The sequence below is a fragment of the Achromobacter sp. GW823-FHT04E03 genome, from assembly GCF_058796095.1.
In genome coordinates this window covers 96,202-107,962 of the sequence record NZ_JBXAIJ010000002.1, presented here as the reverse complement: position 1 = coordinate 107,962, position 11,761 = coordinate 96,202, and the positions used below count along the sequence as shown (strand labels likewise).

The 11,761-nt window shown below is 56.9% G+C and carries 10 protein-coding genes; 7 read left to right on the top strand and 3 right to left on the bottom strand.

The window, feature by feature from the left end; translation table 11 throughout:
* Positions 1 to 13 precede the first annotated feature (13 nt).
* The 3 genes from AC1RHV_RS11760 to AC1RHV_RS11750 all read right to left on the bottom strand — a co-directional run bounded on the left by AC1RHV_RS11760 (position 14) and on the right by AC1RHV_RS11750 (position 3,352).
* Positions 14 to 1,366 carry an MFS transporter gene (locus AC1RHV_RS11760; RefSeq protein ID WP_054457118.1) on the bottom strand — a complete coding sequence of 451 codons (1,353 nt, stop codon included), beginning with the start codon at positions 1,364 to 1,366 and terminating at the stop codon, positions 14 to 16.
* Between the two features lie 96 nt (positions 1,367 to 1,462).
* Entirely contained in the window at positions 1,463 to 2,032 is a 570-nt protein-coding gene (locus tag AC1RHV_RS11755; protein ID WP_054457116.1) for an SRPBCC family protein, read from the bottom strand.
* 57 nt (positions 2,033 to 2,089) lie between these two features.
* On the bottom strand, positions 2,090 to 3,352 hold the full coding sequence (locus AC1RHV_RS11750) for an O-antigen ligase family protein (protein WP_492300884.1): 1,263 nt from the start codon (positions 3,350 to 3,352) through the stop codon (positions 2,090 to 2,092).
* Between the two features lie 231 nt (positions 3,353 to 3,583).
* Between AC1RHV_RS11750 and AC1RHV_RS11745 the strand changes: the two genes are divergently transcribed.
* From AC1RHV_RS11745 to AC1RHV_RS11715, 7 genes are all read left to right on the top strand, one after another.
* Complete coding sequence (locus AC1RHV_RS11745; RefSeq protein ID WP_054457111.1) at positions 3,584 to 4,693, top strand: MraY family glycosyltransferase; 1,110 nt, start codon at positions 3,584 to 3,586, stop codon at positions 4,691 to 4,693.
* 181 nt (positions 4,694 to 4,874) lie between these two features.
* Positions 4,875 to 6,797 (top strand): glycosyltransferase family protein, encoded by a 1,923-nt coding sequence (locus tag AC1RHV_RS11740; protein ID WP_306650574.1) that lies wholly within the window; start codon positions 4,875 to 4,877, stop codon positions 6,795 to 6,797.
* 5 nt (positions 6,798 to 6,802) lie between these two features.
* The gene (locus AC1RHV_RS11735) at positions 6,803 to 7,156 is read left to right on the top strand and encodes a DMT family transporter (protein ID WP_156337423.1); all 354 of its coding nucleotides are present in this window, start codon (positions 6,803 to 6,805) and stop codon (positions 7,154 to 7,156) included.
* Position 7,157: 1 nt separating this feature from the next.
* Positions 7,158 to 7,835 (top strand): glycosyltransferase family 2 protein, encoded by a 678-nt coding sequence (locus tag AC1RHV_RS11730; RefSeq protein WP_192353152.1) that lies wholly within the window; start codon positions 7,158 to 7,160, stop codon positions 7,833 to 7,835.
* Entirely contained in the window at positions 7,832 to 8,176 is a 345-nt protein-coding gene (locus AC1RHV_RS11725; RefSeq protein WP_054457104.1) for a DUF2304 domain-containing protein, read from the top strand. Before AC1RHV_RS11730 ends, AC1RHV_RS11725 begins: the two co-directional genes overlap by 4 nt.
* A gap of 88 nt (positions 8,177 to 8,264) precedes the next feature.
* Entirely contained in the window at positions 8,265 to 9,623 is a 1,359-nt protein-coding gene (locus AC1RHV_RS11720) for a hypothetical protein (protein ID WP_192353151.1), read from the top strand.
* 110 nt (positions 9,624 to 9,733) lie between these two features.
* Positions 9,734 to 11,746: a glycosyltransferase family 4 protein gene (locus AC1RHV_RS11715; protein WP_370539847.1), complete on the top strand. Its 2,013-nt coding sequence runs from the start codon at positions 9,734 to 9,736 to the stop codon at positions 11,744 to 11,746.
* Positions 11,747 to 11,761 lie beyond the last annotated feature (15 nt).

Genomic DNA, 11,761 nt, shown 5'->3' with positions numbered 1-11,761 from the left:
TCCCGCGAGGGGCTCATTTGCGGTTTGTGGCCAGGTTCTTCATCTTGACCCGGTAGGCCAGCAGGGCGCAGGTCAGCGACAGGACAATACACAGCACCAGGCCCGCGCGCACTCCGTTTAGTACTGTGCTATGGGAAATGATGATGCCGACCACGGCAGTCCCCAGCGCGCTGCCGATGGCGCGCGTGGTCTGGACCAGGGCGGAGGCTACGCCCACGTCGCGCCGCTCGCTCAGCATCTGCATGAACAGAGTCAGGTTCGGAAGCAGGAAGCCCAGCGCACAGCCGTTGACAAAGAAGGCGGCCAGGATCCACCAGGCCGAGGTCCCCGGCGAGATCAGCAGCACCATCAGCGAACCAGCTGCCAGCAGGCAGCCGCCGAACACCATCAGGCGCTGCGGTTCGGTCTGCTTGGGGAACAGGCGGCCGTTGATGATGCTGCCCACCGAAATCGCGGCAACCAGCGGCGTGAGCAGCAGCCCAGCCTCGCTGGGGGTGTAGTTCAGTACCTGTTGCAAGAGCAGCGGGCTGTAGAAGATCAGCACGAACATGACCGCGCCCACCATCATCGCCGCCAGGTTCAGCAGGCGGGATTCCGCGCCGCCGAGCACGCGCAGCGGAAAGATGGGTGAGCTTACGCGCCGTTCCGTGGGAATCAGGATGGCGATAGCCGCCACACCCACCACCGCCAGGCCCAAGCCCAGCATGGGGTGGGCATGGTCGCCGCTGGCAAACGCCAGTTCCAGCGCGGCCAGCGGCGCGCCCACCGCCAGCACCAGCAGGATGGCGCCCAGCCAGTCGATCTTGCGGCTGCCGTCGTGGATGGGGCGGATGCGGGGAAAGTAGCGGGCCAGCAGGAAAAACGCACCCGCGGCCGCGATCGGCGCAATGAAGAAGGCCGCGCGCCAGCCCAGCGCCTGCGTCGCGGCCCCGCCCAGAACCGGCCCGATGCCGCTGGCCATGGCGAACGCCGCTGACACCAGCGCCATCCAGCGCACCCGCTGCTTGGCATCGGGGAACAGGTCAGCCGGCGCGGCGAATGCGGTCGCGATCATCATCCCGCCGCCTATGCCCTGTAGCGACCGGAAAATGATCAGCTGCATCATGCTTTGCGACAGGCCACAGGCGATAGAGCCCAGTGCCACGATCAGCACCGACAGCAACATCAGGGGCTTGCGGCCAAACATGTCGCCCAGCCGCCCGAAAATCAGGATGGACGCCGCGGTGGCCAGCAGATAGCCCGTTCCCACCCAAGCGTACAGCGCCATGCCGTTCAGCGCCTCGGCCACGCGCGGCAGCGTGGTGCTGATGATGGTGGAATCCAGCGCGGCCAGGACTACCGTCGCCGAAACCCCCGCCATGCCCATCAGCAGGTCGCGTCGTGTATGGGCGGGGGCGGTTGGGGGCGGTGATTCGGGCGGCGGCGTCATGCCGCAGAGCATATCACCCGCGCGTCAGGGATTTCACTTATAGAAGGTGTGATAACCCCAGAAAACAGCGATGACCAGCACCACCATGATCCAAGACCAACGCGAATTGGACAGCCCGCGCGGCTCTGGTTCGGGGGGAGGGGGCGGCGGCGCGAGGCGGGGCTGGGCGGCCATGTAGTCGATGAAGGTGGCGAAGAACTTCTCGATGATCTTCTCGCCGGCCTTCAGCACCAGCCCCTCGCCGCATTCGGCCAGCTTGCCTCCGGTCATCCCCGCGACCGTGTAGGCCACGCGGGTACCCTGGTCCTTGGTGCTGAGATTGATCTGGGCGGTGCCGATGGCCAGACAAGCCGCACGGCCCTTGCCTTCGAACACCAGGGTGCAACTGTCGGGGGCATTGACGTCCGAGAGCAGGATCTCGCCGTCATAGTCCGTGTCCAGGCCGGCAATCTTGGCCCGCAGCGTGACCGCGTACTCCGTGTCGCTGCGCTTGTCGACAGCGATGCATCCGGGGATACATCGCTGTAAAACGGCCGGATCCGTCAGAGCGTCCCAAGTCTGGTGCTGGGTTGAAGGAATCCACTGGGCATCTGCAATGCGCATGATTGTCTCCTTGGAAGAGCCTTACATGCCCATTGTGATACTGCTTTGGCCGTTTGGCTACCGCCCGGAGTCGCCGTCTTCGGAGAACTCTCCTTTAGTCCCGGGAGTGCAAAGGGCCGCCAGCCAGGCAAGCAGCGCGACGTACAGGCTGATGGTGCGCATGCCGCGGTACATCAGTTCGGTCAGTCCGAAAATGGTGAAGCCCAAAGTAAGCGCCAAGCCCATTGCTGCTGCAACCCTGATCTCGGTGGGGTAACGGTTGTGGAAGCGCTTGGCGAATGCAACCGCTGGCACGGCGTACACCGCAAGCAAGGCCACGCCACCCAGCAAGCCGAAACTGGTCAACATATACAGCATGTCGTTGTGCGGTTCGCCGAAATCGGCGGCGACGAAAGGCGCGACAATGCCTTCAGCGACGCGGGCTTGCAACTCGTCTGGGAATCGGTTCGTGGCTCCCAGTCCGAACCACGGATGCTTTTCGACCATATCCACCGAAGCTCGCCAGAGCTGTAGACGGATACAGACGGAGGTCTCTGCGATGCGATTGGTGGTTGTGCATTCCCGCACTTCCTCGAATCCTTGGTCTACTCGCTCGCGCAATGCCTGGCTAGTGGAACCGAGAGCAACCAGTGCGGCAACGCCCAGGACCGCCACCATTGCCAGCTTGATGGGGTGGCGGAACTTGCCCAAGAGCAACAATCCAATCGCAAAGAAGATGGGCAGCGCCATCCAGCCCGTGCGGGTCTCGGTCAGGATAAAAGCTCCAAACACGATGACGCCCGTTAGCACCTTCAGCGCGCGTTCCGCGCGCGGGTAGCGAGTAAGTTGCCACCGAATGCTGTAGACGATAAAGACGACAGCGAGCAGCATCAGATTGCCGTAGCCTACAGCGTTGTATTCAGGTGTATTGGGACGTTGGAACTTGGGCAGAACAAGCCAGATCACGATCGACGCCGAAGCCCAGCCTGCGAGGATGAATCCCCAGACAGACTGCCGGAGCATCTTGCGGTCGATGGCCAGAAAGGCGCCCAGCAGGATCGGGAATGCGATGGCGAACCGAGCCCCTCTTTCCAGGGATGGACCATGGACAGCACCATTGGCCAGTTGGGATAAAACAACGGCGACCAACGGAAGAAATGTTGCGATAATTAAGGGTTGATGCCGACAGAGCGAGCTGATCGTCACCCGCCATCCGCCTTGGCGTGTGAAACATTTGATGAGGCAACAGGCCAAAAGCAGGTAAAAAACGCCACTGCCGCCACCCGTTGTGAGATTTGAGAGTGGAAGTAACGCAACAAGACAGACTAGAGCGAAATCCATGCGATATGGCATAAAGAGAATTGAAAATTACGGAATGATGCGAGCCACATCGAGGCGGTAACGCTTTCAATATTGTGCTTTAAATGGCTCCAAGAGACAATAGCGCCGACTGATAGGCGCAGGCTTCGTCCGTCAGTTTTGAGGCCTGAATAGTTTTGCTACTTGAATTTATATTGCGACAACGAGCTTTCAATCTGAGTTCAAATTAGAAGCCATCGGCACCTGGACCATATGCTTTATCTGCTCGTTGCATTTCTGATTTCTTTCGCGTCGTCTTTATTGCTGGTGAGATATAACTCTCTGCATAGTCGTTTTACGGCCGACTGCGATACCACGGGGGTTCAGAAATATCATGACCAGCCCGTCCCGCGCGTGGGTGGATTGGCGCTTGTCTTTGCCATGGCGTGCATTCTTGCTGTGGCAATAACACGCGAGCCGGAGCTGGGTAATGATCCCATGATCCTATGGCTGGTATCTTTGCCTGCATTCCTGGGGGGGCTGGCAGAGGATCTGACCAAGCGGGTTCGCGTGCTTTCCAGATTGATTCTCGCCATGATATCTGGGGTTGCTGCTTATTATTTTCTTGATGCGACCCTAACGCGCCTGGATATATTCGGAGTGGATTGGTTTTTGCAATTTGGCGTGATTTCGCTGGTTTGCACCACGATAGCCATCGCGGGAGCCGCCAATGCCATCAATATTATTGATGGATATAATGGATTGGCCGCGGTGGTTTCCGCCATGATTTTTGCCGGATTTGCCTACGTGTCGTATTATCTTGGGGATCGTTTGCTCCTCATTTCAAGCGTCGGAATGATCGGAGCAATCATGGGATTTCTACTGTGGAATTATCCTAGGGGTTTGATATTCCTCGGCGATGGTGGCGCGTATTTCATCGGTTTCATGATCGGCGTGATTTCCGTGTTGATGCTTGCGCGTCATCCCTCTGTCTCTGCGTGGTTTCCGCTGCTGCTTTGCATATATCCCGTCTTTGAGACGCTCTTTTCGATTTATCGGAAGAGAATCTTGCGAGGGCATTCCCCAGGGGTGCCGGACGGGGTACATTTGCACATGCTCATATACAAGCGGCTCATACGCTGGGCGTGGGGGGGGGGTAAGGACTTTCGGCACCGATATGGCCGAAATGCGATGACATCGCCTTATCTGTGGTTGTTATCGTCATTTGCTGTCATACCAGCAGTACTGTTCTGGCAATATCAGTATATTCTTATAGCTTGTGTATTTGGGTTTTCGATTGCTTATGTGGTGCTGTATCGGAAATTGGTCAGATTCCGCGCTCCATCTTGGTTGGTCATCCGTAAGCGACGTCAACGCAAGTAGTGGGTCAGGTCTCATGGCGTAACGCCATTGCGGCCTAAAAACAACGAATGGAGCCAATTGCCGTGCTTGGTGGGCCTGAGGCGCACCGGCGGGTCGTATCATCCAGTAATATTCTGGCGTTTGTTATTGTTCACGTTGATCCGCCCCCAAATATATGGCGGTGTCTCAGGGGTGGAGCACAGTGCTGAGAAAAAAAAACTTATTTGTTATTGCGGCGCTGTTTGCGACGTTCTTCGTGCTTTTGCTGCCCGTGCGCCCCGACTGGGAGGCCGATGCCACTGTGCGGCTGGTTGCTACCGGTCAGAAGAATCCTGCCTCCAAGTCGGCGGAAATCTGGGTAGACGCTGAAACGACGCGCCAGATGCTGGCGAACATCATTCACCAAGATTCCGCGTGGGAGACACGCGAAGGGTTCCTGCTTTCGTTCAGGAACCAGCCGGGTGCGATTGAGGCGAAAGTTCATGTCGAGCCGGGTACCAAAATGACCCTCACTCGTCATGACTATTCCGGCATCCTGGAGCTGACCGTCGACGGACGTACGCAGACCCTGGACTTGTACTCTCCCGGGCGAGAGTCCCTCACAATTGATCTGGCTTCGCTCGCAGATATGTCCATCAGCATTCCACGGACTGCGGACAAGATCATCCCCAATTTTCTTGGGGCTTTCGTCTGCGCACTATTGGCGGGTTGGGCCATGGGACGCAGGCGAACCTTGCCAAGCCTTGATGCTGCCAACACGACATGGAATTGGCGCCAGATCGTGTTGCTGGCGTTGCCGGCCTTTGCGATCTACATAATTTCGCTGTTGGCGTACTGGCCGGCACAGATGTCGCCGGACTCCATAACACAGTGGAATCAGCTCGTAAGTGGCCGCTACGACGACTCGCACCCGGTTCTATCTACGCTGTTCTATGCGATTCCATATGGAATCTACCCATCACCGGCGATATTGATGGTGTTTCAGGCGACGCTGTTCGCATGGGTAGGCGCCATGGCAGTCAGCGAAGCCATGGCTTGGGGCCTCAGCCGGCGTATGGCATGGGTGGCAGCCTTCGCATTTCCCTTGTTTCCGCCTAACTTTCTGCTTGCGTCCACAATGTGGAAGGATGTTTCCTTCGCAATGGCGCTGCTGCTCATGACCGTGCTGGCCGCTCGGCAGGTCCGGCTGCGTTTCACGTTGAGTGACGGTACATTGCTGGCGCTAACCATTGTCGGCATGCTAGTCGTGGGCTTGAGGCACAATGGGCTACTGATCACTCCTCCGTTCTTCCTGCTGCTCCTATGCTTGGCAAGGGGTAAGGTTGCCCGCATCAAGGTGGGTCTGGCGCTTGCTGCGCAGTTAATTGCGTTCGTGATGCTAAAGACTGTCGTCCTCTCGGCGCTCGGGGCGTCCGGCATTGGGGCGCACTATAAGGCCATCTACGCGTTGCACGTGCTTGGCGCAATGAAACAGGCCGATGTGCAGTGGGAGCCTCAGGAAAAACGGCTACTCGAACAGACCCTGCCGGAGGAGGATTGGCAGCGGGACTACCGATGCGAGAATATCGTGCCCTTATTCTGGAGTCCGAACATTTCGTATAAATTCCTGGCGCATAATCAAGCAGAGTTGAATATGCTGGCGCTCAAGTCGATCGTCCGACATCCGCTGGTTTTCTTGAAACACCAACTGTGTCTTTCGGGATTGGTGTGGCGAATCGGAACCAACGAAAACGAATGGCTCACCTTATCTCCTTTGGTGATTTACGACATGCCGCTGACCCGAGAGCTAGGGGTAAAGGAGGATTCAAAAATACCTTGGTTGAAGCAGCGAGTCAGCGCGGTGCATGAGAATATTCTGGCGAAAGAGAATACGCTTTTGCGGCCTGCTTTGTACGTTTTTCTCGGCTTGTTTGCGCTGGTGATGCTGGTCGTGCGACGTGGCAAGGCTGTCATGCTCATAGCCGTTCCGCTAGTGTTTAATTGTCTTGGGCTTTTAATAATGATTGGGTCGCAAGACTATCGTTATATGTGGCCTTCAGTGCTGGCCTCGTTATTCATTATCTTACTGGGCGCAACCTTGGCGTTCCCCCGGACAACGACAGATACTGTTGTTTCAAAGGCTTAATTTTCATGTCAATTGCCTTGTATTCAATCCTTCTGCTTTGCGTGTCCGGCCTTGCTGTAGGAAATCTGTTGCTCAAAAAAACGGCGACGACTATTGTCCATGTGCCGCAAGACATATTTGGACTGATTTTCAATCCGTGGTTCTATGCTGCTGTTGCCGTCTACGGGGGGTCGACTCTGCTTTGGATCATGATTCTGCGCAAAGTATCGTTGGGTTTGGCCTACCCCATGTTTGCTTTGGGATTCATTATTGTGCCAGTGTTGGATTATCTGCTTTTCAAGGAGCAGTTGCGTTCCACCACGATCATTGGCGGGTTAATCATAATTATTGGCGTCGCGGTAGCGACGCGGGGAGGCTGAGATGCGATCGAGCACATGGGTGGTCATCGCCGCTTATAACGAGGGACAGGTTATTCGCGCAGTGGTGACAGGCTTGAAAGCGGAGTGGCCGAACGTCGTGGTAGTCGATGACGGCAGCGCGGACTCGACCGCCGCTGAAGCCGAGGCAGCAGGCGCCTTCGTGATTCGGCATCCCATCAATCTTGGGCAGGGTGCGGCGTTGGCGACTGGCCTCCAATACTGCATCGAAATTGGTGCGAAATATATTGTCAACTTCGATGCCGACGGTCAGCACCATGTCGAGGATATCCAGGTGCTGGTGGATCGAGCGTCTCAGCCGGATGTGGATATCGTCATCGGCAGCCGCTTTCTTGGCGAAACGCGCGCAATGCCAGGGCGGCGCAGGTTGTTGCTTAAGGCGGCCGTACTCTTTACGCGCATTACTACTGGTCTGAAGGTCACGGACGCGCACAATGGGCTGCGTTGCTTCACGCTGGAAGCGGCCAAAAAGATAAGAATCAACCAGAACCGGATGGCACACGCCTCAGAGATTCTGGAAGAGGTCGCTCGACACAAGTTGCGCGTCGCGGAGGTTCCTGTGACCATCACCTATACCGAGTATTCACTCGCCAAAGGTCAGCGTCTATCCAACTCCATAAACATATTGCTCGAATTGTTCCTGGGGCGGCTCCATAAATGATTGCTCAAATTTTTCTTACATTGGGCTTTGCTGCTCTCGCGGCTTGCGGTTGGTTGCGGATGGGCCGCGTCCGTGTCTTCGCCAGTGCGCTAACGCTCATATGCCTTGCCGGCATTTACTTCATATGGTCGCCTACCGATCTGACTGTGGTTGCCAATTTTCTGGGGGTTGGCCGCGGAGCGGATTTGTTGTTGTACATTTTCCTGACTTTCGTGATGTTCGAACTCTTGATGGTTCGAATTCGCGATAAAGAACGCGATGAACTCATCACGCGCCTGGCTCGGCGGCTTGCTATTGAAGAGGCCAAGCATCGGGCCGAGCGGCGTGCTCCCGGAGCTTGATGCCCAACTTGATCCTTACTCGTCGCCGTGCGGTATGCCGGCAAATTCTTAAGCTAGTTGTGGCTCGGATAACGCCGAGTCTTTGCACATGATCCAAAGTCAGACAGAAACGAGCAAGCCTGCCGACGCGTCGACGCGTGGGGCTGGGGATGACCAGGAAGCGGGCAAGGAACTTGCTCGGCTTAGGGCGGAATTGGCCCGTGTGTCGGATGAACTGGTGGTGGTTGCCGCCCAGCAGCAGGAACTCCGGGACTCGATGGCGTTTCGCGTGGGCACGGCCATATCCAAGAGTCCCATTGGTGCACTGTATCGCGCCTTGAAGCGATCGTCTCACAGCGGGGGCGCACCTGATCAAGAGGCTGCCCCGTCAGTTCCTGTAGTTGAGTCTACTCCCGCTGCGCACGAACCCGTGCCCGTCAATGAGCCCGCGCCATCCTCCCTACAGAAGAAAACGCATACTGAATTTGATGTTGCTGAGATCGCAGCGTTGCCGGAACATGTGCCGATTTCCATCGCGCACCCCCATTGGCTAGGTATTCGCAGTTCGGCGAGTCAGCTGTTCGATCATCTGCTGCTGGTTACCGATTTGCTCACCCCCGAGGATGCGCGTGAATTCGTGGTGTTGTTGCTGTCGCGCAAGCCACGGGCCGTCGTGCTGCAGGGATTTCCTTTTGCTTACCAGCATATCGTCGAAGCGATGCATCGGTTGGCGCCAGAGGTGCCAGTATGCGTGGTCTGGCACGGAACTTTCATGCAGGCGAGTGAGGATTACGCCTGGCGCAGTTTTCGGCGAGTATGTGCCCTGGCACGAGAAGGAAAAATCCGCCGTATAGGCTGCGTGAAACAAGGGCAGGAGCAAGTGCTGCGGCGTCAAGGTCTGGACGCCGCATTCCTCCTCAACAGCTATCGAGCGATTCCTGAACGAGCAGCACCCGTGGGCTCAGGCCCGTCAGCGCTAGGGATATGGAGCATCTCTGAACTCAGGCACAAGCCGCCGTACGAGATGCTCGCTGCCGCATCGATGGTGCCCAATTGCAAGGTCGTCGGCTCCGTTGCGTCTCCCCGCATGTTGGAGTTCTGCGAGGAATTCGGCATCGCCAATGATTTTGTGGGAAGAATGATCCCCCAGGTAGAGATGCCTCGCTATCTGAAGACAGCGCACCTCAATTTGTATGTGACCTTGAACGAATGTGCTCCCATGCTGCCGCTGGAGAGTTTTGCCGTGGGCGTGCCTTGCATCGTAGGCCCTAATACTCCCTATTTCGCCAACAATGGCTATTTGCAGGATCGCCTCGTAGTGAAGGTCCCGGACGATGCTTACGCAATTGCACAGTGCATTGAGCGGGCGTTGAGTGAGCGGGACGAGATAGTGGCCGCTTATCGGGAATACATAGTCGGGCACAACTCGGAGTCGGCTCGAACAGTGCAGCAATTCTTGGATTTCTAATGCGCACTATCTGCTTTGTCACCTACGAACTTTATCCTGTCACCCGAGGTGGGTGTGGGGCGTTGCTATACAACGTAGCGTGCCAGCTACTGCAAGCTGGTCACCGCGTCGTGTTCTTGCTCGACGTGGACCGCCCGACATTTGAGCGGTTCGATCTCGAAGAACGGCTGCTTCTGCCGCAATCCGAGAATTGCGTTGCTTATCAGTTGTCGGCGGTGCTGCCGGAAGGCACGTTGTCACGCGAGGATTTCAGTTCCTGGTATGAGTGGCGATCTTACCTGCTGTCGCTCGGTGCGCAGCACGTACACGAAGCCGAGCGCCCCGATCTGATCGAGTTCTTCGATTACCACGGTGTTGCTTATTACTCCTTGTGCGAAAAGCTCGCGCTTGGTCGGTTTGAAGGCAGTCATATCGCGGTGCGTTTCCACGCAACGATTGAGGCGATGGACAGGGTCGATCTGACCAATTTCCTCAGCCCGGAGTTGTGGACGCTGTATTCGCTGGAACGCGGGGCGCTCGATCTAGCTGAGACGGTAATCGCACCGTCGCATTCGTTCTATGAACGTTCGTTGTCAAATCTCTACCCAGGTTCACGCGGACGCGAACGTATTGCAGTACCTCCTTTGCGCAAGGCTTTGACTCGGCACCAAGCTCCGAAGCGAGACCCGCAGGCCGTACTTTGCTACGGGCGCTTGTTTTCCATCAAAGGCGTAGACCTGATGGTGGATGCGGCCGTGCTGTGGATGCAGCAGTGTCCGGAGATCAGGCCCAAGTTCTACTTTGTTGGCGGTGACTCCATGCAGCCACCTGATGGCGGTGGGGAGTATGCTGAGTATTTGAAACGCCGTATCCCCGCAGAATTGAAACAGTACTTCCACTTTACCGGCCACATGAGCCACGAGGCGATGGAGGAGTTGCTGGCAGACGTCCGTTTTGCGGTGTTCGCAAACCGTTACGAATCATTTTGCTACGCCGCGCACGAGCTCTATGCAGCCCACGTGCCGCTTATTGTGTCCGCAATCCCTGGCTTTGCAGATTTCTTCGAGCACGAAAAGAATGCGCTGGTCTTTGATGAAACGAGGGCGGACTCCCTCGTACAATCCATGGATCGGCTGTGGCACGACGGCGATCTACGCGCCAGGCTTGCGTTTCCCTATCCGGTGATTCCGCAGAACGTGGCGCCAGTCTACGAGGAAGAGCACCTCGAGAGTTGGATGGATGCCGCGCAGCGGAAGGCAACACTGGCGCCACTGCGTATTACGACGTTGATAGTCGCGGCATCATTGTCCGATGCCAGGCAGACGGCAAGGCCATTACGTGGGGCCGAGGGACACCACTATCTGGTGCTCCTGCCTGCGGAATCCTATCCCGATGAAATTTCAGCGTATCTGTTCGGTCGCAACGTGGTATGCGTTGATCTGGACGGGAAGGTTCAGGATTTCCATAGCCTGCGAGCGACTGACGCGATCCTTATTCTGCGCAGCGGCGATACCGTCGATGGGCAGTACCTGACGGCTGCGGCACGCATCCTGTCCCAATTCGCGAACGTGCCGTTCGTGACATGTTGGCAACATCGCCTTACCTCCGCGGCCGGTTCTATTGATACCTACGCGCTATCATTGGGCATGGACGTGGCGCCGATGAGCGGGCGCAGCCCGTTCACCAGGGCAGTGTTCCGCACAAGTCCAGATAGGCTGATCCTCGACAGCTTTGACACCAATCTGGGCGAGTACGCAGAGTTGGGCTTTCTTTGGAGCCTGACCGCCGCCTCGGGACCGGGTATCGTGATTCCTGAAGTGTGGATCAAGCCGACGGTGGAGAGCTACGAGCCGCCGACGCCGAAGCAGCTTTCATACCTCTTGAACCGAGACTCTAGCAGTGTTCGCCGCACGCGTTTGGCACAGTTTGCAGTGGCGAACTGGAATGTCGTGCCGAACGTCATTGAGCGGCAGGAAATCGCTGCAGAAATGCGCGCGTTGCCCCCAGAGCTGACGCATCTGCTTTTGCGGATAGGTCACAAGATTGTTCAGCTGTACACGCGTTTTGGATTGGCGCGAACAATCATAAAATGGGCGCGGCGGCGAATTCGCGCGGTGTCAATGGGTATGCCGAAAATTCGTTGAGAGAATAATAATCAT

What these genes read in the sequence shown, in the direction of transcription:
- AC1RHV_RS11760 (WP_054457118.1), bottom strand. Translation starts at nt 1,366, where the DNA reads ATGGGCATGGCGGGGGTTTCGGCGACGGTAGTCCTGGCCGCGCTGGAT.
- AC1RHV_RS11755 (WP_054457116.1), bottom strand. Translation starts at nt 2,032, where the DNA reads ATGCGCATTGCAGATGCCCAGTGGATTCCTTCAACCCAGCACCAGACT.
- AC1RHV_RS11750 (WP_492300884.1), bottom strand. Translation starts at nt 3,352, where the DNA reads ATGGATTTCGCTCTAGTCTGTCTTGTTGCGTTACTTCCACTCTCAAAT.
- AC1RHV_RS11745 (WP_054457111.1), top strand. Translation starts at nt 3,584, where the DNA reads ATGCTTTATCTGCTCGTTGCATTTCTGATTTCTTTCGCGTCGTCTTTA.
- AC1RHV_RS11735 (WP_156337423.1), top strand. Translation starts at nt 6,803, where the DNA reads ATGTCAATTGCCTTGTATTCAATCCTTCTGCTTTGCGTGTCCGGCCTT.
- AC1RHV_RS11730 (WP_192353152.1), top strand. Translation starts at nt 7,158, where the DNA reads ATGCGATCGAGCACATGGGTGGTCATCGCCGCTTATAACGAGGGACAG.
- AC1RHV_RS11725 (WP_054457104.1), top strand. Translation starts at nt 7,832, where the DNA reads ATGATTGCTCAAATTTTTCTTACATTGGGCTTTGCTGCTCTCGCGGCT.
- AC1RHV_RS11720 (WP_192353151.1), top strand. Translation starts at nt 8,265, where the DNA reads ATGATCCAAAGTCAGACAGAAACGAGCAAGCCTGCCGACGCGTCGACG.